We start from the raw sequence: 22561 nt of genomic DNA, 5'->3' as shown, positions 1-22561 counted from the left end.
TGGCGCCCGAAGTTGGACTCGAACCAACGACCCCCTGATTAACAGTCAAGTGCTCTAACCGGCTGAGCTATTCGGGCGGGGACGGGCATTGTAATGCCTCCGCAGACAGGGTCAAGCATTCTGCGGCCAGATCCGCGGACGGGTTGCAGGAGACGGGCTTGCGGCTGCGTTCGGAGCGGATCCTGCCGCCCTGGTTGACGTAGATGCGGCCGATTTCCTGCTGTCGCGGTTGCGTGCACAACTGCAGGGCGAGGTTGCTGCCGCTGCCCAGCCCACTTGCCTGGAATCGCAACCAGTGGCGACCCGTCGAGCCGCGTATCGAGATTCCTCGCGCGATCGCCGGCTCGTGCAGCAGTATCCGATCCGGCGACGTCGCGATCCGCGTCCGGCGCGGGTCGGGGAAGGCGATCCAACCCTGATCCCAGACCGGATCCTGCCTGCAGGTCACGCCGTCGTGGCTGGGGCAGACCGTCACCGGGACGCGATGGCTCACGGCCAAATTGCGGGCAATGGCCAACGACACCGTCAGGCGATGCAGTGCGGCGCTGATCCTGGCCTCTGCCACCACGTGCCTGAACGCGGGTATGGCGAAACCCAGCGCGACACCCACCACGGCCAGGGTGCAGACCAGTTCGACCAGGGTGATGCCGCGGTGCCTGAGGACGATATCCATGGCCGCCCGGATCGATACGAAGGGCGGACAAATATCCTCCACGCGCACCCTGAACCCGATCGGGCCGCCACGGGTGGCAGGGGTAGGGATCCACCGCCGCTGCCCCCATCTCCAGCTCCGACTACACTGAAGGTTTAGCCCGGAGCCATCGCCCGATGAACGACAGTCTCCACCCCGCAGGCTTCCAGCTGGTGTCGCCCTACGAACCGGCGGGCGACCAGCCGCAGGCGATCGCGCGCCTGGTGGACGGCTTCGAGAGCGGGTTGGCTTCGCAGACCATGCTCGGCGTGACCGGCTCGGGCAAGACGTTCACCGTCGCCAACATCATCCAGACGGTGCAGAAGCCGACCCTGGTCATGGCGCCCAACAAGACCCTGGCTGCGCAGCTCTACGGCGAGTTCAAGGCGTACTTCCCGCACAACGCGGTCGAGTATTTCGTCAGCTACTACGACTACTACCAGCCCGAGGCCTACGTCCCGTCGAGCGACACCTTCATCGAGAAGGACAGCTCGGTGAACGAGCACATCGAGCAGATGCGCCTGTCGGCGACCAAGGCGCTGCTGGAGCGCCGCGACACGATCATCGTCTGCACCGTGTCGGCGATCTACGGCCTGGGCGATCCGAACGAATACTTCCGCATGGTCCTGCACATGGTCCGTGGCGAGCGTATCGACCAGCGCGAGCTGATCCGCCGCCTGACCGAGATGCAGTACACGCGCAACGACACCGAGTTGCGCCGCGCGACCTACCGCGTGCGCGGCGAGGTCGTCGACGTGCACCCGGCCGAAAGCGACTCCGAGGCGCTGCGGATCGAGTTGTTCGACGGCGAGATCGAGCAGCTCAGCGTGTTCGACCCGCTCACCGGCGAGACCCTGCGTCGTGTGCCGCGCTACACCATCTATCCGGGTTCTCATTACGTCACCACGCGCCGCACCGTGCTCGATGCGATCGAGACGATCAAGGACGAGCTGCGCATGCGCCTGGAGCAGCTCTACGCCGAGAACAAGCTGGTCGAGGCGCAGCGACTGGCCCAGCGCACCCAGTTCGACCTGGAGATGCTGGCCGAGGTCGGCTACTGCAACGGTATCGAAAACTACTCGCGGCACCTCACCGGGCACATGCCCGACGAGCCGCCGCCGTGCCTGTTCGACTACCTGCCGCCGGACGCGCTGCTGGTGGTCGACGAATCGCACGTGACCGTCCCGCAGATCGGCGCGATGTACAAGGGCGACCGTTCGCGCAAGGAGACCCTGGTGCAGTTCGGTTTCCGCCTGCCGTCGGCGCTCGACAACCGGCCGCTGCGTTTCGAGGAGTGGGAAGGCCGCTCGCCGCGCGCCGTCTACGTCTCGGCCACGCCGGGCCCCTACGAGCTGCGCAAATCCGAGGACCAGATCGTCGAACTGGTGGTGCGCCCCACCGGCCTGGTCGATCCGGAAGTCGAGATCCGCCCGGTCGGCACCCAGGTCGACGATGTGCTGGGCGAGATCCGCGAGCGCGTCGCCATGGGCGACCGCGTGCTGATCACCACGCTGACCAAGCGCATGGCCGAAAACCTCACCGAGTACCTCGGCGAGCACGGTGTGCGCGTGCGCTACCTGCACTCGGACATCGAGACGGTCGAGCGCGTCGAGATCATCCGCGACCTGCGCCTGGGCAAGTTCGACGTGCTGGTGGGCATCAACCTGCTGCGCGAAGGCCTCGACATGCCCGAGGTGTCGCTGGTGGCGATCCTCGACGCCGACAAGGAAGGCTTCCTGCGTTCGGCCGGCTCGCTGATCCAGACCATCGGCCGCGCCGCGCGCAACCTGCGCGGCAAGGCGATCCTCTACGCCGACCGCATCACCAATTCGATGCGGAAGGCGATCGACGAAACCGACCGTCGTCGCGCGCGCCAGGTCGAGTACAACCTCGAGCACGGCATCACGCCCAAGTCGATCGCCAAGGCCGTCGTCGACGTCATGGAAGGCGCGCGCGCCGAACCGGGCGACACCGCGAAGGGCAGGGGCAAGGCGCGCAAGGTCGCCGAGGACCTGGCCGAGTACGCCAGGCTCAGCCCCAGCCAGTTCGCGGCGCGGATCAAGACGCTGGAGCAGCAGATGTACCAGCACGCGCGCGACCTCGAATTCGAGGAAGCCGCGGCGGTGCGCGACCAGTTGCGGCAACTGAAGGACGCCGGCTTCGCCGCCTGAACGTTGAAATTGGGTGTTGCCGCCATCGTTCCGACGGGCTAAACTGCGCGCCCTCGTGAGCCACTTGTGGCGAAACGAAAGGGCGGTTAGCTCAGCGGTAGAGCACTACCTTGACATGGTAGGGGTCACAGGTTCGAACCCTGTACCGCCCACCACTAAATCAATGACTTAGAGCCTTGTCGGCCGGGTCGGTTTAGGGTGAAACGCAGACAATACGAAACGCCGTCCGGCGCAACCGGGCGGCTTTTTTGCGTTGGTCGCTTGCCCTTCGGCGACGCGGTTACGTCCCCGGTGCCGGACGATGGCTCGCAGCTATACATCCTTACGCCAACCCAGGCGAATCCGCGCCATCGCTTGCCTCTTTCCCGATGGCGAGGAATATGCCGCCAAGACGAGTATTCCCACGACGCTCGTGGAACGAGCGTCTTTTCAATCACTCCCGAAAGGAATCGACCATGAAGATCCAGCTGAAGGACCTGCAAGCCAAGCAAGCCCCTTGCGGAATGGGTGAGCCGGTAGCCGCCGGTGTGATCGTCGGGATCATTCGATTCTTCCTGAAGTAGAAGTAAGAAGAAGGGTGGGCGGCTCGCGCATCGGGTCGCTCATCCCGTTGGCAGGAACGGCCGCCCGGGAGACTTGATATGCCTTCAGTGATCGAACATGAGGAAGCCTCACACGTCGAATACCACTCGCAGGTTGCCGGTGCATCGAGTGGTTTTGTTCGGATGGACAGCGCAATGTGTCGGTACGCGCGGGGCGAGGCATCGGAGGAAGCACTGCTCCGGATATACCAGGAGCTCGTCGAGTCACACGCGATGGAAGCATTCGTGGGGCGCATCCTTGAGCTGATGAGCCGCGCACCGGAGTTCACTCCGCTGTGGATTTCGAGCAACGAGTGCCCGATCATCGCCAATTCCAGCGCAGTCCTGTCCATACGGTGCCACTCCAGCCACGGGGAGCTGGAGTCGATCTACGCAGCGCCGGGCGAGATCGTGTTGACCCTGCTGACCAAGGGGCCGCGGTCAGTGGAACTCTTTGAATCCGACGAACCGCTTGGGGTGCAGCGGTTCGTCCGTCGTGCTGCGCTGATGCAGGGTGAGAGCCTCACCATCAACCGCGGGCAGGCGTTCCGGATCAACGGCGAGCCCGAGCCGGCGCTCTACGCCCGCTTGCTTCTGGGCATGTCCGACCACACGGCAACGTACGACGCATCGACGCTCGAGTTCATAGCGATGGTCTCGTTGGACCCAATCGCTTCCAGATGGGATTTCATGGCCCAGGTCGCCGGCTACCTCGATTCCGAGTCAGCCAAGCCAATACTGGCAAGGCTGGTCAGGCATCCGAGCTACAACGTGCGCTGGAAGGCCCTGCAGTCGCTGTTTGGGCACGATACCGAGCTCGCCCTTGGCCTTCTTTCCTCGTTCAGGACCGATCCGTCCGAGTACATCGCCACGCAAGCAAGGGAGGAGTACGGACGCATTTGCGACGAGATGGGTGCGGAGCCGGAGGCCGAGAGAAATGGTTAGGAAGGTCGACATCGATACCGCAGAATCCATCGACGTGGCGGAATTCATCCACCACGCGCGCGCAGTGGATCTGCGTGACGAGGCTGAGCTGTTTGCCCTTGCGCCATCCATGCGGAAGCTCGCAAACAACCGTGCCTTCCTTGCTGCCTTCATCGAGTCTGGCCTGGAGGACATCGGCAACTTTCAGCGGGACAACCTCTACTCATCCCGGAGCTACATCCTGGGCAGTGTCACCGAACGCAGTTTCCTTCGCATGGCAATCTGGGCGCCGCCCGCATTCAGCAGCCGGCTGGACGAAGACAACTTCTTTTCCTACGAGCGCGCCCACAACCACGATTTCAGTCTCCTGACTGCCGGATACATCGGGCCCGGATACACCACGACGGTATTTCGACTTGATCGCAAACCCGTCGGCTACGTCGGGGAGTCCGTGGCTCTCTCCAGTCGAGAGGTCATCCAGCTCGAACCGGGGCGGGTCTTGCTCTATGAGGCGGGAACTGACGTACACACCCAGCATCCGCCGAGCGGGTTGTCAGTGAGCCTGAACCTGATCGTCGATCAGGCGGACGCGAATCCACAACAGCTCTACTTCGATACTGATGCAATGACGGTCCTGGGATACGTCGGGAATACGAAACTCAAGCGGGCGGCGTTCATGAGGTTCGCTGCCGCTCTCGCGACAGACGCTGTCTCCGCGATGCTGAGTGACCTGGCCGACCATCACCCCTGTTCGACTACCCGGCTATACGCATACCGCGCCCTGGCGCTAGCCGATCCCGATCTGAGCGAAGAGCTGGCCGAGCGGATGGACCGCGACCCTTCGGATGTCGTCAGGATGTCGACGCGTCTGCTGGATGATCGCTTTGCAGATAGCCATATCTGGGGTTGAAACGTGCGTCATCGAGTCAAGTGTGTGTACGTGCTGTTCGCGATGGCCGTGGCCCTGATGCCCCGAATTGTGGGGAGCGGGTGGACAGACGCATTCGTGTACGTGATGGCACTTGCGGCGCTTGTTGCAGTCTGCGCTGGGCGAAAGCCGGGATGGAAGTCCTGGGTATCCCATGGGTTCGCGCTTTGCAGCATTGCCTATTGGGCTTCCCGATGGCTGCTGGACGCCTCCCGGCTTCACGTGACCACGCACCTTCACGACATCAAGAATGGCGTGTTCGCAGCCATGGTGCTGCTGGAGGTCGCGGCCGGAGCGTGTCTGGTGAGGGAATTTCTGCGGCAGAAGGGTGTCCACGGCCTCAGCGCGATCGAGGCCTTCGCGAACACCCTGCGGAGGTTTCCACTTGCTCCGCCATTGATGACGGTCATGGAGGTTGAGTTCAATATCTGGTGCGCACTCTGGCACAGGCTGAGGCGAACCCCGGTCATCAATGCATCGGCATACACCGGGCTCGGATACGTCCAGACCGGGTATACGCCTGAAGTGACGTGCCGCCTGACGCTGTCGCTGCTGCTGATCGTTGCAGGCGCGACCGGACTGACCCTGGTCGCGTTCGAAGGCTACTGGTGGTGCATGCCGCTGGTGGCGGGGGCATACGTCGCCCTGCTGCTCAACGCGGAGCTGGTGGTATTCCGTCGTACACAGGTCCTTCTGGGCCATGACCACATCATCATTCCGAACGGCGCCTACGGCCTGACACGACTGGAGACCGGGAACATAGCGGAGGTGACTCTGGATGAGGATGCACGCGCTTGCGGCGGACGTGCAGCGATGGCGCTTCGAGTTGCACGTCTGCGCATGCCCAACGTAACGGTGCGCCTTCACCAGCCGGTCGCCGTGGCGCAACGGCCGATGTGGGAACTGCATCTTTGCCTCCTGGATCCGCTGCAACTGGTCAGCGCGGTCAAAGCCAGAGTGGCCCTTTGAGCCCGGTTGTATGCATTACAGGCGGTAGCCGTGGGATCGGCCTTGGCGCGGCGCATGCGCTGGGGCGTGCCGGCTGCGATGTCATTGCAGTGGCCCGGACGGCTCGGGTGCCGTCCGGGCTGGATTCTCCAGGCATCCAGGGGATGCAGGCGGATCTGGGCCGCGCCGAAGGCCTGCTGCGGCTCGTCGACCGCCTGGTCGCCGTGGGTCGCCCTGTTTTCCTCGTCAACAATGCCGCTGCCGTGGCGGACGCGGCAGCGGATGAGCAGGCCATCCATGAAGCATTCGTGGTGACGGCTTGCGCCGCCAGTTTCCTCACTGAACGCCTGCATGCGGCCGGGGCACTGCATGGTGTCGTGGACGTCCTTTCGGGATCGCGACTGCAGCTGCATAACAACCATCTTCCAGGTGCACGACCGGGCCTGACTGGATACTTCCAGGGCAAGGAGCTCATGCGATTGGCGCAGCGGCATCTGCGGCAGGCGCTTGGCCTGCGCTGGGTCCAGTTCAGACCACGCGGTGCACGTACCGGGCTCCAGTCTTCACTCACCGAACCTTCGCTGGCCCTTTTGCCTGCACCCTTGGCGCGGCTCCTGCGATGGCTGGACCAGGGAACCCTTCGGTGCCCGGAGGTCGAGGGCCGGCACCTTGCGAGGTCGGTCATTGAACTCCTTGCGAGCACCCGGACGCGTTCGATGCCGTCTCACCTGTCGGAGCCGGAGCCTGGCCTCTCGGCCGCCGCCCATCGATGGGTCAGCGGCATCGTTCAGGTAAACTATCCGGCGAGGGAAGCGAACCGGGTTAACGCCCGGAGCGTGACCAGCCAGCGCTCCGGCGTTGACTTGGCCGCGCCAAGACCCAACTATTTCACCCTAGCTCCGGCAATCGGCCGGAGGCAGGACCCAGAGGTGGCCCGCGGCAAAACCGCCGGTCCAGCGTGCGACATGAGCACTACCACTGACCATCGCTGAACGCCGACGACGCCCCTGCAGGACGGCGCCGCGGCGCCGTTTTTCGTTTCCGGAAGCGCACTTTGTTGCCGCTTCCGATGATCTCCAACCGCCAAGCCGCGCACCCGCGCGCCAGCAAGACGACCCCTCATGATCGCAATCACCCTTCCTGACGGCAGCCGCCGCGAATTCGAACAACCCGTGTCCGTCGCCGAGATCGCCGCCTCGATCGGCGCCGGCCTGGCCAAGGCCGCGCTGGCGGGCAAGGTCGACGGCAAGCTCGTCGACACCGGCTTCCGCATCGACCACGACGCCTCCCTCGAGATCGTCACCGAGAAGCATCCCGACGCCCTCGAAGTGCTGCGCCACTCCACCGCGCACCTGCTGGCGCAGGCCGTGCAGCGCCTGTACCCGGGCGCGCAGGTCACCATCGGCCCGGTCATCGACAACGGCTTCTACTACGACTTCGCCTACGAGCGCCCGTTCACGCCGGAAGACCTGCCGGCGATCGAGGCGGAGATGCAGAAGATCGTGAAGGAAGCCCAGCCGGTCTCGCGCAGCGTGAAGTCGCGCGATGACGCCGTGGCCTTCTTCCGCGGCCTCGGCGAGGCCTACAAGGCCGAGATCATCGAATCGATCCCGGCCAGCGAAGATCTGTCGCTGTACAGCCAGGGCGAGTTCACCGACCTGTGCCGCGGCCCGCACGTGCCGTCCACGGACAAGCTCCGCGCCTTCAAGCTGATGAAGGTCGCCGGCGCCTACTGGCGCGGCGATTCCAACAACCAGATGCTCAGCCGCATCTACGGCACCGCCTGGCTCAACGACAAGGACCTCAAGGCCTACCTGACCCAGCTGGAAGAGGCCGAGAAGCGCGACCACCGCAAGATCGCCAAGCAGCAGGACCTGTTCCACCTGCAGGAAGAGGCCCCGGGCCTGATCTTCTGGCATCCCAAGGGCTGGTCGATCTGGCAGGTCGTCGAGCAGTACATGCGCAAGGTCTACCGCGACAGCGGCTACCAGGAAGTGCGCTGCCCGCAGATCCTCGACGTGTCGCTGTGGCAGAAGTCCGGCCACTGGGACAACTACCAGGAAAACATGTTCTTCACCGAGTCGGAAAAGCGCACCTACGCGCTCAAGCCGATGAACTGCCCGGGCCACGTGCAGGTGTTCAACCACGGCCTGCACAGCTACCGCGACCTGCCGATCCGCTACGGCGAGTTCGGCGCCTGCCACCGCAACGAGCCGTCCGGCGCGCTGCACGGCATCCTGCGCGTGCGCGGTTTCACCCAGGACGACGGCCACATCTTCTGCACCGAGGACCAGATCGAGGCCGAGGTCAGCGCCTTCCACCAGCAGGCCCTGGCCGTCTACGACGTCTTCGGCTTCAGTGAGATCCAGATCAAGATCGCCCTGCGCCCGGACAAGCGCCTGGGCGGCGACGCCACCTGGGACAAGGCCGAGAACGCCCTGCGCTCGGCCCTGAGCGCGGCCGGCGTGCAGTGGGAGGAGCTGCCCGGCGAGGGCGCCTTCTACGGTCCCAAGATCGAATACCACCTCAAGGACGCCATCGGCCGGACCTGGCAGCTGGGCACCATGCAGGTCGATTTCATGATGCCGGGCCGCCTGGGGGCCGAATATGTCGACGAAACCAGCCAGCGCCGCCACCCGGTGATGCTGCACCGGGCCATCGTCGGCTCGATGGAGCGCTTCATCGGCATCCTGATCGAGCACCACGCCGGCCAGTTCCCGGCCTGGCTGGCCCCGATCCAGGCGGTGGTGATGAATATCACCGACGCCCAGGGCGATTACGTGGCCGAAGTACGGAAAACCCTTGCAAATCAAGGATTCCGGGTCGATGCCGATTTGCGCAACGAAAAGATCGGCTATAAGATTCGCGAGCATACCCTGCAGCGCGTGCCTTACCTGCTCGTGGTCGGAGACCGCGAGAAGGAAAATGGCCAGATTTCTGTGCGCACGCGGGGAGGGGAGGACCTCGGGACGATGACCGTCTCCGAATTCGCCTCGCGTTTGCGCAGTGAGGGCATTCAATAAGCCCGTAAGCTGCCCAGGTCCGGCTGCCACCCCCGGCGGCCGGCACGATCCATACCGGAGATTGCAACATCAGTACCCCCGAAAAGCCGAATCGCAAGAACCAGGAAATCCGCGTACCGCGCGTGCGCGTGATTGGCAGTGATGGCGAGATGCTAGGCGTGCTGACGCGCGACGAAGCGCTGCGCATTGCCGAAGAAGAAGGCCTCGATCTCGTCGAAATCCAGCCCAACGCTGATCCGCCGGTCTGCAAGGTCATGGACTTCGGCAAGTTCCGCTTCGAGCAGCAGAAGAAGGCCAACGAGGCGAAGAAGAAGACCAAGCAGGTCGAGATCAAGGAACTCAAGTTCCGTCCGGTGACCGACGAAGGCGACTACCAGATCAAGCTGCGCAACATGCGCCGCTTCCTGGAAGAGGGCGACAAGGTCAAGGTCAACATCCGCTTCCGTGGCCGCGAAATGAGTCACCAGGAGCTCGGCCGCGAGATGGCCGCGCGGATCGAGGCCGACCTGGGCGAGGACATCGTGATCGAGTCGCGTCCGCGCCTGGAAGGCCGGCAGATGGTCATGATGATCGCGCCGAAGAAGAAGACCTGAGTCTTTCCCTCTCCCGCGCGCGGGAGAGGGCCGGGGTGAGGGCAAGGGCCGCAGCGCGCCCTCAACAGCCCAAAGCCCTGATTCTCAAAGAAAACATTTGCAAGCCCGGCCACCTTTCCGCATAATGTGCGGCCCGGTTCGCCGGGTTTGTTGTGTGCTGTACCAGGAACCTGTCGTAGAATCCTTTCAAGATCAACGACTTACAAGCCGACACGGGCAGGACGGAAAGTGTGGCGAAAGCCACCGCCCAGGTCAGTGACATTCATCCGAAAGGACATCGCAATGCCCAAGATCAAGACCAATCGGGCGGCAGCCAAGCGCTTCCGGAAGACCGCTTCCGGCAAGTACAAGTGCGGCCACGCCAACAAGAGCCACATCCTCACCAAGAAGGCTACCAAGCGGAAGCGCAACCTGCGGCAGACGAACCATGTTCGTGCCGAGGACGCGGGCCGTCTGGACCGCATGCTGCCGTATCTTTGAGGAGGACTGAACAATGGCTCGAGTTAAGCGTGGTGTAACGGCGCGCCGCCGTCACAAGAAAATCCTGAAGCAGGCCAAGGGCTACTATCACGCCCGTCGCAAGGTCTTCCGCGTCGCCAAGCAGGCGGTCACGAAGGCCCTGCAGTACGCCTACATCGGTCGTAAGCAGAAGAAGCGTCATTTCCGTTCGCTGTGGATCACCCGCATCAATGCGGCTGCCCGCATCAACGGCATGAGCTACAGCCGTTTCATCAACGGCCTGCTGAAGGCTGGCATCACCCTCGACCGTAAGGTGCTGGCGGACATCGCCGTGCACGACGCGCAGGGTTTTGCGGCGCTGGCAGAGAAGGCGAAGAGCGCGCTCGCGGCGTAAGTTGCTCGCCCGGTCACACGGTCCGCAGCGCGGATCGTGTCGCCGAGGCACAACGAAGTACACGCATGGGGAAGGGCGCAAGTCCTTCCCCATGTTTCGTTTTGTCCGAGGGGTTGCTGGCAAATGAGTGGAATCGAATCACTGACGCAGCAGGCGCTGGGCGATATCGCCGCCGCCGACACGCCCGACGCCGTCGAGGCGCTGCGCGTCGCGCTGCTGGGCAAGCAGGGCAGCGTCACCGCGCAGCTCAAGCAGCTGGGCGCATTGCCCGCTGACCAGCGCAAGAGCGCCGGCGAGGCCATCAACCGCGCGCGTGACGCGCTGACCGACGCACTGGGCGAGCGCAAGCGCGTCCTCGACGATGCCGCGCTCGATTCGCGCCTGGCCTCGGAAAGCATCGACGTCACCCTGCCGGGCATCGACTCCGGTCGCGGCGGCCTGCATCCGGTGAGCCGCACGATGGAGCGCATCGCCGAGATCTTCGGGCGCCTGGGCTTCGAGCTCAGCAACGGCCCGGAGATCGAGGACGACTGGCACAATTTCGAGGCCCTGAACTTCCCGCCGCACCATCCGGCGCGGGCCATGCACGACACCTTCTACTTCGGCGACGGCCGCCTGCTGCGCACGCACACCTCCGGTGTGCAGGTGCGCTACATGCAGGACACCCGTCCGCCGCTGCGCATGATCGCGCTGGGCAAGGTCTACCGCAGCGACAGCGACCAGACCCACACGCCGATGTTCCACCAGTGCGAAGGCCTGCTCGTTGACGAGCACGCCAGCTTCGCCGACCTCAAGGGGACGCTGGCCGAGTTCGTGCGCGCGTTCTTCGAGCGCGACTTCGAGATGCGCTTCCGCCCGAGCTACTTCCCCTTCACCGAGCCGTCGGCCGAAGTCGACATCGCCTGGCAGCAGCCGGACGGTTCGACGCGCTGGCTGGAAGTGCTCGGTTGCGGCATGGTCCATCCGAACGTGCTTCGCAACGTCGGCATCGATCCGGAGAAGTACACCGGTTATGCATTCGGCCTGGGCGTGGAGCGTTTCGCGATGCTGCGCTACGGCGTCGACGACCTGCGCAGCTTCTTCGACAACGACGTGCGCTTCCTTAAGCAGTTCGCGTAAGCGCGACAGCAAACTGGATCCCGGCGCTCGCCGGGACGACGAAGCAGAATCAGCGGGTCATAGCATCAGATGAAATTCTCCGAAAACTGGCTGCGACAGCATGTGCCGACCACCGCGACGCGCGATGAACTCGCCGCGACGCTGACCGCGATCGGCCTGGAAGTCGAAGAGGTCACCGTGCTGGGCGAATCGCTCGATGGTGTCGTCGTCGCCCACATCGTCAGCGCCGAAAAGCATCCCGAAGCAGACCGCCTCCAGGTCTGCCAGGTCGATACCGGCAACGGCACCGTGCAGATCGTCTGCGGTGCACCCAATGCGCGCCCGGGCCTGAAAGCGCCGCTGGCGACGGTCGGTGCGAGCCTGCCCGGCGGCATGGAGATCAAGGCCGCCAAGCTGCGCGGCGTCGAATCGTTCGGCATGCTCTGCTCGGCCAAGGAACTCGGCGTCGATGCCGATGCCTCCGGTTTGCTGGAACTGCCCGATGACGCAACGATCGGCCAGCCGCTCACCGACTACCTCGGCCTGCCCGACGCCAGCATCGAGATCAAGCTCACGCCGAACCGCGCCGACTGCTTCAGCGTGCGCGGAATCGCCTACGACGTTGCCGCTGCGCTTGCCAGCGAAGTTCGCGCATTCGACGCCGCACCCGTCGCGGCGCAGAGCGATGCCACGATGGCCGTCGAGCTGCAGGCCGGCGCCCGCGTGCCGCGCTTCGTCGGCCGCGTGATCGACAACGTCAACGCCACGGTGGCGACGCCTGCCTGGATGGCCGAACGCCTGCGCCGCAGCGGCGTGCGTCCGATCAGCTTCCTCGTCGACGTCACCCAGTACGTGATGCTCGAACTCGGCCAGCCGATGCATGCCTTCGACAAGGACGCGCTGGAAGGCGCCGTCGTCGTGCGTCCGGCGCGCGCGGGCGAAGCGCTCAAGCTGCTCGACGGCCGCACGGTTGCGCTCGATGAGGAGTTCCTCGTCGTCGCCGACAGCCGTGGCGGCAACGGCGCGCGCGCAGTTGCGCTGGGCGGCATCATGGGCGGGTTCGACACGCGTGTCACCGATGCCACGCGTCACGTGTTCCTCGAAGCGGCGCACTGGGTACCCTCGGCCATCATCGGCCGCAGCCGCAAGCTCGGCCTGCACACCGATGCCGGCCATCGCTTCGAGCGCGGCGTCGATCCGGAGCTCCCGCGCATCGCCATTGAATACGCGACGAAGCTGATCCTCGACATCGCAGGCGGCAGCACCGGCCCGATCATCGAGGCCGCGCTGCCCGAACACCTGCAGCCGTCGCAGCCGATCACGCTGCGCCGTACGCGCCTGGCACGCGTGCTGGGCCTGCAGGTCGCCGATGCCGAAGTCGAACGCATCCTGCGCGCGCTGGGCCTGTCGGTCGAAACCCTCGCCGATGGCTGGCGCGTGGTTCCGCCGAGCCGCCGCTTCGACCTGGCGATCGAGGAAGACCTGATCGAGGAGATCGCGCGCATCCACGGATACAACGCGATCCCGACCACGCTGCCGAGCGGCGCCGCCCGCCTGGTCGCGCCCAGCGAAACCCGGGTCGAAGATGCCAGCGCCCGCCGCCAGATGGCCGCGCGCGACTACCTGGAAGCGGTCAACTACGCCTTCGTCGATGCCGACCTGCTGGCGAAGTGGGGCCTGACCGACGGCGCCGTGCCGCTGGCCAACCCGCTCAGCGCCGAGTTGGGCGTGATGCGCACCGCCCTGCTGCCGGGCCTGGTCGCCGCACTGGCGCGCAACACCGTGCGCCAGCAGCCGCGCGTGCGCCTGTTCGAGCTGGGCAATGTCTTCAGCGCAAATGGCGCCGACGCACCGCGGGAAACCCCGCGGATCGCCGCCGCCGTCTGTGGCGACGCAACCGCCGAGCAGTGGGCGACGACCGCCCGTCCGGTCGGTTTCCACGACCTCAAGGGCGATCTGGACAGCCTCGCGACCCTGGCCGGCGCCAGCCTTGAATACCGCCCGTCGCAGCCGTCCTGGGCGCACCCGGGTCGTTCTGCCGACGTCTACCGCGACGGTGCATACCTGGGTTGGATCGGCCAGCTGCACCCGCGCCTGCAGCGCTCGTTGGACCTGGACGTCGAAGTGGTGGCTTTCGAGCTGGATCTGGAGCCGCTGTTCAGCCGTGCGGTGGCCAAGGCTGGCGCGCTGTCGAAGTATCCCTCCGTGCGCCGCGACCTGGCGTTCGTCGTCGCTGAACAGGTCACCTGGGGCGACGTATCGGCCGCCGTCCGTCGGGCCGCCGGAACCGTCCTTCGCGACCTCGTCCTGTTCGACAAATACCAGGGCAAGGGTGTGGAACCGGGTTTCAAAAGTCTTGCTATGGGCTTGATTCTTCAGGATGAATCGCGCACGCTCACTGACCGTGAGGTGGACGCGACGGTGGCTTCGGTGACCGAGGCCCTGCAACGCGAACATGGCGCTGTGATCCGCAGCTGAGGTTGACGAGAAAAAGATGGCACTGACCAAAGCTGAGATGGCCGAGCGCCTGTTCGACGAAGTCGGGCTGAACAAGCGCGAGGCCAAGGAATTTGTCGATTCCTTCTTCGACGCGCTGCGCGAGGCGCTGGAGCAGGGCCGCCAGGTGAAGCTGTCGGGTTTCGGCAATTTCGACCTGCGCCGCAAGAACCAGCGGCCGGGACGCAACCCCAAGACCGGCCAGGAGATTCCGATCTCCGCGCGCACGGTGGTGACGTTCCGACCGGGCCAGAAGCTCAAGGAACGCGTGGAAGCGTTCAGCGGCGTTGAACAGGCAGGTACGAAGCCGGCAGGAGTGAAGCATGCTTGATCCGGGCAGCAACCGTGAACTTCCACCGATCCCGGCGAAACGCTACTTCACCATCGGTGAGGTCAGCGAGCTGTGCGACGTCAAGCCGCACGTGCTGCGCTACTGGGAAACCGAGTTCCCGATGCTCAATCCGGTCAAGCGCCGCGGCAACCGCCGTTACTACCAGCGCCATGAGGTGCTGATGGTCCGGCAGATCCGCGGCCTGCTGTACGAGCAGGGCTACACCATTGGCGGCGCCCGCCTGCGCCTGGAAGGCGAATCGGCCAAGGACGAGTCCGCGCTGAGCTCGCAGATCATCAAGCAGGTGCGGATGGAACTCGAAGAGGTCCTGACGCTGCTGCGCCGCTGACGCGGCAACTTGCAGGGTCGATGTCCGCATGGATGGCCGGACACGGTAACAAGCGGCTATACTTGCCGCCCGCCGCCAAGGCGGGGATCGCAACATACGTCGGGGCGTAGCGCAGCCTGGTAGCGCATCTGCCTGGGGGGCAGAGGGTCGTCGGTTCAAATCCGGCCGTCCCGACCACTAATTTGTTGCCGGGTGCATCGAGCAAGGCTCTGCACCCTATTGCCACGGTCGACGTTGGGGTCGACCATCCCACGCAACGGGTATCGGGTCGAGCGACCGGACGCCGCACGAACATTCAGTCCTATGCCGCTTGGCGCAGTGGCCCGATTGATGGGAAAGTTGGCAAACGATGAGCACTATCGACCACACCCACTCGCGCGCAGACAGCTTTCGTCGGAGCTTCCAGGGCCGTCGTCTCAACGACTATCGCGGCCTGCCCATATTTGCCGCCAAGGAACTGCATCCCGCGGCGCATCGCCTGCTGGAAGAGTCCGTGCCCACGGGTGTCCGCATCCTCGACGTCGGGGCCGGCTCCGGGGCGCTCTCGCTGCGCCTGAACGATGCCGGCTACCAGATGACGGCGACCGACCTGCTGCGCGAGACCTTTCGGCCCGCGGACATTCCGTTCGTGCAGGCAGACCTCAACGAAGCATTCGCGGTGCGGCTGCCCGGTCCATTCGACGCCATCGTCGCGCTGGAAATCATCGAGCACCTGGAAAACCCGCGCCATCTGCTGCGCCAGTTGCGCGGACTGTTGCCCAAGGGCGGTCAGCTGGTGCTGTCGACGCCGAACATCGCCAACCCGGTTTCGCAATCGCTGTTTCTGCGGCGCGGACAGCATCAGTGGTTCACCGATTCCGACTACCGCGAGCAAGGGCACATCACCCCGCTCAGTCCGTGGACACTCAGCCAGGCGCTGCATGAGTCCGGTTTCGCCCTGCGTCACGAAGAGGGCGTTGGCAGCCCGTTCGCGCGTGCACGCAGGCTGGGGCTGCCAGTGCATCTGCTTTCGTATGTGCTGGCGATCATGAGTGGCCTGCCGCGCTCGCAGCGTGGGGAAGTGTGGCTGGTTCGGGCCGAGGCAGTCTGACGAGCCAACGAAGGAAGGCCCGGCATTGCCAGGCCTTCCTTGAGTCATCGGTTGCGAAGAAGCCACGCTACGGGGAAGGCTTCCTCACCACGAGGATGGAATACAGCAGCTTCTTGTCATAGAAGACCCGCCGCGTATCCATGAACTGGTGAGGCGCACAGGTGTTGTCGGCGGCAGTGGTTGACCGCTTCTTGCGACTGCTCGGGTGTACCCCTTGGCACGTGAAGCTGAGGGGCACCGCCGGCTGCGAACCATTGACGACGAGGCTCGAATAACCCCGCGGCGTGTCCACAGAGGTGTAGACCAGGTCGCTGCTGTGGTCTGAATCATGCGCTGGATCGTAGTCACCGTTGCTTTGCCAGCGACCACTCCAGAACGCAACCGAGAACAGCGGCGATCCCTCCGATACTCCATAGCGCCTTAGCATCTGGCCATTGAGTACGGCATGGGAGAGGATCTGATCGTGCGCAAATCCGTTCCGGGCTACGAGCTCGTCCAGGCCCGTGTAGTCCCGGATGAGGCGATCCAACCGTTGCCGTCTGGTGGAGCCCGCGGGCGATGCATCCCGCGCGGCCTGCAGTGATGCGTCCACGTCGAAGAAGTTCGCATCGGGTCTGATCACATAGATATGCGTCACGAACTCTTCGTCGAAAGGCTCTTCACTGTTTGGTCGAGCCAGAGATGCAGCGTGTTCGACGACAGACCTCAGGCTTGAGGTGGTGGATACGAAGTTGCTGCTGTGGTCCTCGATGGACTCTCCTTCAAAATGATGCGCCAGGTCATCGTCGGGTGTTCCTTCCCGCCATGGACGCATGCCGCCGGCCTCCTTGACCTGGGATAGCGTGCGGTCATCCGCCCGGTAAACCACCGTTACCGGGTTTACTGCCAACGAAACCATCGGAGAGGCCATTGCGACGAGCAGCAGGAGGCACCTTCCAAGATTGAGTCTCCCTGTCCTTCGTTGATCATTGGCCGTGAGTCGCATCGGTCTGGTCATTGGAACGTGACCTCGGCAAAGCCCCCGCCGAAGTGACACGCGGTCGTGTAGATGGTGATGACTGTGCCGGTGAGGTATGCGCCGAACAGATAGGGCTGAAGGGCTTGGCGATCGGTGTAGAGCTCTATTCCACTGACCGTGACCGTCATGCTGTTGTTGCTGTTGTACTTGACTGCGTCGATCTTGCCTTTCCTGCACTGCGGCGTTGCGGCCACGGCTACGAGCGGCAGGCACAGGATCAGGGTCGCGAGGATCTTCTTCATGCTTGGTCTCCAGTAAGGATTTGTGCGCATGTGGCGATCCCGGGGAGTCAAGGGGCTGCGGCGCGTCGTGGTGCGGCTTGTCTTGCCAAGGGCGCCATTAGCCGGCCTCGATTCGAGACAACGGCGGCGACCGTCGTCAACAGATCAGATTTGATGCATGAGTGTCGATCAGAAAAGTCTGAATCCAGCACTCCACCAAGGGCACAATCAGAGCGGTGGCGGAGTGATCGCGCTCCTTGGAAGTTCGCAGACGCGCAGACTTCTGCACCTTCTGCCAGTACGATGGGCCTATGGATGCGCGCGCCGAACATCTCATCAGTGACCTCCAACTGACACCGCATCCCGAAGGCGGCCACTTCCGCCGCATCTACGAATCTGCAGTTACGGTGGTGTGTCTGGGTCGCGAGCGACCTGCGCTGACCGCAATCCACTTCCTCCTTGCCGCTGGCGAAGTCAGCCAGTGGCATCGCATCGACGCCGACGAAAGCTGGCATTGGCAGGAAGGTGACGCGGTGGAACTCCTCGTCTTCGATCCTGTATCCGGCGCGATGGCTTCAACAGTGCTCGATCGAAGCGGGCAGGGCGCGTCGATGCACGTTGTGCCGGCGGGACACTGGCAGGCGGCGCGACCGTTGGGGGCGTATACGTTGGTCGCCTGCACTGTATCGCCCGGGTTTGTGTGGGAAGGGTTTGAGTTGCTGGGCGAGGGCAGTGAAGTGGCAATCGCCCTGGTCAAGGCCGGCGGCTTGCCGCTATAGCCCTCGTGCAGGCACGCTGGCACTGAACTCGCCCGCTGCGCCGTGGTCCATTGCCGCGATGTCGGTCCCACCAGGAGTGGAAATGCGATCTGGCCTTGCCCCCGCAATGCTTGCGCTGTCTCTCACGCTTACCGCGACACCCGCCGCTGCGCAGGAGCCGCTGCCCCCGATCCGCGACATGGAAACGCTTGTGGTTAGCGGCGTGCAGCCCGGCCCGGGCATGTGGAAGGTCAGCCGCGACGATCACATCCTGTACGTGCTCGGGACGCTTTCGCCGCTGCCAAAACGCATGGAGTGGGAGTCGCGTGACGTCGAGAACGTCATCGCCAGGGCACAGGAAGTCATCCAGGCGCCGAGCGTGCGCATCGATTCCAACATCGGCGTGTTCCAGAGGTTGCTGCTCGCCCCGAAGGCGCTGGGCGCGCGCAAGAACCCCAACGGCGAAAGCCTGCAGGAGGTCGTGCCGCCGGACATGTACGCGCGCTGGCAGGTGCTCAAGCACAAGTACATGGGCAACGACCGCAGCGTCGAGGAATGGCGGCCGATGCTGGCGGCGCTGGAGCTCTACAGCGATGCGATGGACGACGTCGGGCTCAAGCAGTACGGCATGGTGTCGCCGGTGGTCGAGAAGATGGCGCGCCGGCACAAGGTGCCGCTGACCACCACGACCGTGACGATCGTGATCGAGGATCCCAAGGTCGCGCTGCAGGAATTTCGCGAGTCCAAGCTCGACGACGTCGACTGCTTCAGCAAGACCATGCAGCGGCTGGAGTCGGACCTGGGCGTGATGCGTGAGCGCGCCAACGCCTGGGCAGTCGGCGACATCGCGAGCCTGAAGGCCTTGCCCTACACCGACCAGAACGAGGTCTGCCTGAAGGCGGTGTCGCAGGCGGCGGTGCTGCGCAAGCGCACGGGCGACATCGAGGCGCAGGTGCGCGAGCGCTGGCTCGACGCCGCCGAGCTGGCGCTGAAGAACAACCAGGTCAGTCTGGCGGTGCTGCCGATGCGCGAGCTGCTCAAGCCCGACGGCTATATCGCGCAGTTGCGCGCCAGGGGCTATGCGGTCGAAGAGCCGTAGCCCGCGCTGTTGGCGGGCTCAGGCAATATCCGGTCAGATCGCGGCGGTGCGCGGCGCCGCCGGTTGAGCCAGCTGCGGCCAGCGATGAAGCACCGCGCCACGGATGCCGGCGACGTCCAGGCCGGCCTCGGCAAGCAGCTGTTCGCGGCTGGCGTGGTGCTGGTACTCGTCGGGCAGGCCCAGGTGCAGGATCGGCAGCGTGATGCCTTCAGCGGCCAGCAGCTCGGCCACGCCGGAGCCGGCGCCACCGGCGACCACGTTGTCCTCGAGCGTGACGAAGCCATCGTGGCTGCGTGCAAGCTCGAGCACCAGCGCGCGATCGAGCGGTTTGACGAAGCGCATGTTGACCACGGTGAGGCCGAGCTCCTCGGCGACCTTCTCTGCCGCCGGCACGATCGCGCCGAACGCGAGCAGGGCGACGCGCGAACCCTGGCGACGCAACTCGGCCTTGCCGATGGGCAGCGTGTCGAGCGTGGGCTGCACCGCCACGCCGGGGCCGGTGCCGCGCGGATAGCGCACCGCAGCCGGGCCGTGGAAGTGATAGCCGGTGCTGAGCATCTGCCGGCACTCGTTCTCGTCCGACGGCGCCATCACCACCATGTTCGGCACGCAGCGCAGGTAGCTCAGGTCGAGGTTGCCGGCATGGGTGGCGCCGTCCGGGCCGACCACGCCGCCGCGGTCGAGCGCGAACAGCACGTCCAGGTTCTGGATGGCGACGTCGTGCACCAGCTGGTCGTAACCGCGTTGCAGGAACGTCGAGTAGATCGCCACCACCGGCTTGGCGCCTTCGCAGGCCATGCCGGCCGCCAGCGTCACCGCGTGCTGTTCGGCGATGGCGACGTCGAAGTAACGCTGCGGGTATTCCTTGCTGAAGCGCACCAGGCCCGAACCTTCGCGCATCGCCGGGGTGATGCCCAGCAGTTTCGGTTCGGCCGCGGCCATGTCGCACAGCCACTCGCCGAACACGTCGGTGTAGGTGGGCTTTTTCGCACCCGGCTTGCTGACCAGACCGGTCGATGGATCGAACGGACCGACTGCGTGGTAACCGATCTGGTCGCCTTCGGCCAGTTCGTAACCCTTGCCCTTGGTGGTGATGATGTGGAGCAGCTGCGGACCCTTGAGGGTCTTGAGCGTCTTCATTGCGGCCAGCAGGGCGGGCAGGTCGTGGCCGTCGATCGGACCGGTGTAGTGGAAGCCCATTTCCTCGAACAGCGTGGACGGCACGAACATGCCCTTCCAGTGTTCTTCCCAGCGCTTGACGAACTTCGCCGCCGGTTTGTTCTTGTCGCCGAGCAGGCGCTTGCCGCCTTCGCGGATGGCGTTGAGCGTGCGGCTGCCGGTGAGGCGGCCGAGCATCTGCGTCAGGCCACCGACGTTCTCGGAAATCGACATCTGGTTGTCATTGAGTATCACCAGCAGGTCAGGCTCGACAGAACCGGGCTCCACGCCCATGCCGCCGGCGTGGTTGAGCGCCTCGAAGGCCATGCCGGCAGTCATTGCGCCGTCGCCGATCACCGCCACGACCTTGCGCTCGTCGCCCATCTGCTGCAGCGCGATGGCCATGCCCAGTGCAGCCGAAATGCTGGTGGAGCTGTGGCCGACGCCGAAGGTGTCGTACTGGCTTTCCTCGCGCTTCGGGAACGGCGCCACGCCGTCCTTCTGCTTGACGGTATGGATGCTGTCGCGACGACCGGTGAGGATCTTGTGCGGGTAGGTCTGGTGGCCGACGTCCCACACCAGTCGGTCCACCGGCGTCTCGTAGAGCCAGTGCAATGCGACGGTGAGTTCGATCACGCCCAGGCCGGCGCCGAAGTGTCCGCCCACCAGCGCGACCTGTTCGATCAGGTAGGCGCGTAGTTCGTCGGCAATCGCCGGCAGTTCCTCTTCCGGGAACTGGCGCAGATCGGCCGGGACTTCGATCCGGGAAAGGCGGGGATAGCGCTGCGGGTCAATCATCACGACGTTATCAGACGGCAAGTTCGCCATTGTCCCGCCCCAGTGGAGGGCGGGCAAGGCGCACCGTTCAGTTTCCGTCGTGGTGGCGCGGCAAAGGGCCGGCAAACCGGTCCCGCAACAGCGTCAGCGGCCGCGCAGGCGCCCGAACAGGCCACTGCCGGACTTGCTGGCGTCGACCGTCTCCGGCTCGCGCTCGACCTCGGCAAAACCGGTGGCGAGGTTGGCGTTGATGAAGTCGGCCACTTCGGCCACCGACACGCCACTGGCCTCGGCGATCTCCGGGATCAGCGCCGGGCCCTTCATCATCACCGTGGCGATGCGGAAGTGCTTGGGGTAGTCGCGTTCGGTCTGCGGCCACTTGACCATCTGGAAGCGGCGCTGCGGGTCGTGCTCCGGCGCCAGGGCGCCCTTGCCGGCCAGCAGGTTGCCGAACCACACCAGGCGCGACAACGGCATGGCCGCGCCCAGGCGCGCGCTCTCGCTGGCCCAGGTGGCGGCATCGACGGGGATGAAGTCCGCCGAGGAGAGCTTGCCTTCGAACAGCGGCGCCAACGGCTTCAGCGCGGCCGGGCCGTGGTAGCTGCGCTGCTCGATGTCGACCAGGACGACCTCGTCGCCGCGCACGCGCATGCGGCCCTTGAGGCGATCGTTGGCGAGCCAGTCGAGCAGGGTGTCGGCGCCGGACGGAGCCGCCTTGGCGGCCGCTGCCGGCGCAGCCACGGGGGCGGCCGGGGGCGGAGCTTCGACGACCGGTGCCGGTGCCGGTGCCGGTGCCGGTGCCGGTGCGGCTTGCGGCGCCGCCGCGGCGGGCGCGGGTGCAGGTGCGGGCGCAGCCACGGGGGCTGCCACCACAGGAGCGGGCGCCGGTGCCGGCGCCGCAGCCGGCGGAGCAACCGCAGCCGGGGCCTCGTCGAAGGAGACGCCAGCCTGCATGCCGATCTCGCGCAGCAGCGTCGCCACGCTGTTGGAATCGAAGGGGTTGGCCAGGCGGAAGTCGGTCTGGCTGCGCTGCGACACGGTCAGTGCGATCACGCTCTTGCCGGCAGCGTGCAGTCGCAGCCAGCTCATCGGACCGTACATGCTGTCCATGTCGACGATGACATAGTCAGCTTGGGTGTCCGGCAGCATCTGCCAGCGCCCGCCGAGGCGACCGTTGGCAGCCTGGAAGGCCGCCTGCAGGGCGGTCTCCGTGGCCGGATCCATGCCCGTCAGACCTAGGGTCAGGCGCATCGTCGCTTCCGTTGAATTGCAATGGTTCGCGAGTGTTGCGGACACCTTCACGGTCGTCAACGCGCGCAACGCGTCGCAAGTGAGCGTTTTGTGTCAGGTGTGCATTTAAGTTGTCGGCGCGATCCCGGGAAAACCGCGATCTGCATCACGGTCCAGCGGTTCGATGGGGTCTGGCCCTGGGGCAGGCACGCATGCGTCGGCCC

21 protein-coding genes and 3 tRNA genes are annotated in these 22561 nt (G+C 65.1%); 18 read left to right on the top strand and 6 right to left on the bottom strand.

Translation table 11 applies throughout. The annotated features are described in order from the left end of the window. Positions 1-77, bottom strand: a tRNA-Asn gene (locus AB4Y64_RS04150). Further along, positions 68-673 carry a GspH/FimT family pseudopilin gene (locus AB4Y64_RS04145; protein WP_441815146.1) on the bottom strand — a complete coding sequence of 202 codons (606 nt, stop codon included), beginning with the start codon at positions 671-673 and terminating at the stop codon, positions 68-70. The genes AB4Y64_RS04150 and AB4Y64_RS04145 overlap by 10 nt, the downstream gene beginning before the upstream one ends. A gap of 155 nt (positions 674-828) precedes the next feature. On the opposite strand from AB4Y64_RS04145, the gene uvrB reads away from it, so the two are divergent. The 16 genes from uvrB (at position 829) to AB4Y64_RS04065 (ending at position 16076) form a co-directional block, all read left to right on the top strand. Beyond that, positions 829-2862: an excinuclease ABC subunit UvrB gene (uvrB, locus tag AB4Y64_RS04140; protein WP_441815145.1), complete on the top strand. Its 2034-nt coding sequence runs from the start codon at positions 829-831 to the stop codon at positions 2860-2862. Between the two features lie 80 nt (positions 2863-2942). Next, positions 2943-3017: transfer RNA gene (locus tag AB4Y64_RS04135), tRNA-Val, on the top strand. Between the two features lie 486 nt (positions 3018-3503). Then, on the top strand, positions 3504-4388 hold the full coding sequence (locus AB4Y64_RS04130) for a HEAT repeat domain-containing protein (RefSeq protein WP_441815144.1): 885 nt from the start codon (positions 3504-3506) through the stop codon (positions 4386-4388). After that, complete coding sequence (locus AB4Y64_RS04125) at positions 4381-5277, top strand: hypothetical protein (protein WP_441815143.1); 897 nt, start codon at positions 4381-4383, stop codon at positions 5275-5277. The genes AB4Y64_RS04130 and AB4Y64_RS04125 overlap by 8 nt, the downstream gene beginning before the upstream one ends. Positions 5278-5301: 24 nt before the next feature. Beyond that, entirely contained in the window at positions 5302-6264 is a 963-nt protein-coding gene (locus tag AB4Y64_RS04120) for a hypothetical protein (protein ID WP_441815142.1), read from the top strand. After that, positions 6192-7235: an SDR family NAD(P)-dependent oxidoreductase gene (locus AB4Y64_RS04115; RefSeq protein WP_441815141.1), complete on the top strand. Its 1044-nt coding sequence runs from the start codon at positions 6192-6194 to the stop codon at positions 7233-7235. Before AB4Y64_RS04120 ends, AB4Y64_RS04115 begins: the two co-directional genes overlap by 73 nt. Positions 7236-7364: 129 nt before the next feature. Further along, positions 7365-9266 (top strand): threonine--tRNA ligase, encoded by a 1902-nt coding sequence (thrS, locus tag AB4Y64_RS04110; RefSeq protein ID WP_441815140.1) that lies wholly within the window; start codon positions 7365-7367, stop codon positions 9264-9266. Positions 9267-9334: 68 nt separating this feature from the next. After that, the gene (gene infC, locus AB4Y64_RS04105) at positions 9335-9859 is read left to right on the top strand and encodes a translation initiation factor IF-3 (protein ID WP_441815233.1); all 525 of its coding nucleotides are present in this window, start codon (positions 9335-9337) and stop codon (positions 9857-9859) included. Positions 9860-10141: 282 nt separating this feature from the next. Next, a complete protein-coding gene (gene rpmI, locus AB4Y64_RS04100) occupies positions 10142-10339 on the top strand; it encodes a 50S ribosomal protein L35 (protein WP_027083463.1) in 198 nt (65 codons plus the stop codon). A gap of 13 nt (positions 10340-10352) precedes the next feature. Continuing rightward, complete coding sequence (rplT, locus tag AB4Y64_RS04095; RefSeq protein WP_158733136.1) at positions 10353-10712, top strand: 50S ribosomal protein L20; 360 nt, start codon at positions 10353-10355, stop codon at positions 10710-10712. A gap of 123 nt (positions 10713-10835) precedes the next feature. Beyond that, positions 10836-11831: a phenylalanine--tRNA ligase subunit alpha gene (pheS, locus tag AB4Y64_RS04090; protein WP_441815139.1), complete on the top strand. Its 996-nt coding sequence runs from the start codon at positions 10836-10838 to the stop codon at positions 11829-11831. A 69-nt stretch (positions 11832-11900) separates the two neighbouring features. Next, positions 11901-14288 carry a phenylalanine--tRNA ligase subunit beta gene (pheT, locus tag AB4Y64_RS04085; protein WP_441815138.1) on the top strand — a complete coding sequence of 796 codons (2388 nt, stop codon included), beginning with the start codon at positions 11901-11903 and terminating at the stop codon, positions 14286-14288. 16 nt (positions 14289-14304) lie between these two features. Beyond that, positions 14305-14637 carry an integration host factor subunit alpha gene (locus AB4Y64_RS04080; RefSeq protein WP_441815137.1) on the top strand — a complete coding sequence of 111 codons (333 nt, stop codon included), beginning with the start codon at positions 14305-14307 and terminating at the stop codon, positions 14635-14637. Then, positions 14630-14986, top strand: coding sequence for a MerR family transcriptional regulator (locus AB4Y64_RS04075; protein ID WP_158733140.1), 357 nt, complete (start codon positions 14630-14632; stop codon positions 14984-14986). The genes AB4Y64_RS04080 and AB4Y64_RS04075 overlap by 8 nt, the downstream gene beginning before the upstream one ends. Positions 14987-15086: 100 nt before the next feature. Next, a tRNA-Pro gene (locus AB4Y64_RS04070) sits at positions 15087-15163 on the top strand. Between the two features lie 172 nt (positions 15164-15335). Beyond that, positions 15336-16076, top strand: a complete 741-nt coding sequence (locus AB4Y64_RS04065; protein ID WP_441815136.1) for a class I SAM-dependent methyltransferase — start codon at positions 15336-15338, stop codon at positions 16074-16076. Positions 16077-16143: 67 nt separating this feature from the next. Here the strand turns inward: AB4Y64_RS04065 and AB4Y64_RS04060 are convergent, their stop codons facing one another. Further along, positions 16144-17073, bottom strand: a complete 930-nt coding sequence (locus AB4Y64_RS04060; protein WP_441815135.1) for a hypothetical protein — start codon at positions 17071-17073, stop codon at positions 16144-16146. Further along, positions 17070-17336 (bottom strand): Shiga-like toxin beta subunit, encoded by a 267-nt coding sequence (locus AB4Y64_RS04055; protein WP_441815134.1) that lies wholly within the window; start codon positions 17334-17336, stop codon positions 17070-17072. Before AB4Y64_RS04055 ends, AB4Y64_RS04060 begins: the two co-directional genes overlap by 4 nt. Before the next feature lie 290 nt (positions 17337-17626). Here AB4Y64_RS04055 and AB4Y64_RS04050 point away from each other — a divergent pair, with 290 nt between their 5' ends. Both AB4Y64_RS04050 and AB4Y64_RS04045 read left to right on the top strand, forming a co-directional pair. Then, positions 17627-18094, top strand: a complete 468-nt coding sequence (locus tag AB4Y64_RS04050) for a cupin domain-containing protein (RefSeq protein WP_441815133.1) — start codon at positions 17627-17629, stop codon at positions 18092-18094. Positions 18095-18272: 178 nt separating this feature from the next. Beyond that, on the top strand, positions 18273-19172 hold the full coding sequence (locus AB4Y64_RS04045; protein ID WP_441815132.1) for a TraB/GumN family protein: 900 nt from the start codon (positions 18273-18275) through the stop codon (positions 19170-19172). 33 nt (positions 19173-19205) lie between these two features. On the opposite strand, the gene dxs is transcribed toward AB4Y64_RS04045, so the two are convergent. Both dxs and AB4Y64_RS04035 read right to left on the bottom strand, forming a co-directional pair. Beyond that, positions 19206-21128, bottom strand: a complete 1923-nt coding sequence (dxs, locus tag AB4Y64_RS04040; RefSeq protein WP_441815131.1) for a 1-deoxy-D-xylulose-5-phosphate synthase — start codon at positions 21126-21128, stop codon at positions 19206-19208. A 123-nt stretch (positions 21129-21251) separates the two neighbouring features. Further along, positions 21252-22358, bottom strand: a complete 1107-nt coding sequence (locus AB4Y64_RS04035) for a hypothetical protein (RefSeq protein WP_441815130.1) — start codon at positions 22356-22358, stop codon at positions 21252-21254. Positions 22359-22561 lie beyond the last annotated feature (203 nt).

It is taken from the genome of Lysobacter sp. TAF61 (assembly GCF_052113485.1).
Classification (GTDB): domain Bacteria; phylum Pseudomonadota; class Gammaproteobacteria; order Xanthomonadales; family Xanthomonadaceae; genus Lysobacter_J.
This window is presented reverse-complemented; position numbering and strand designations above follow the sequence as displayed.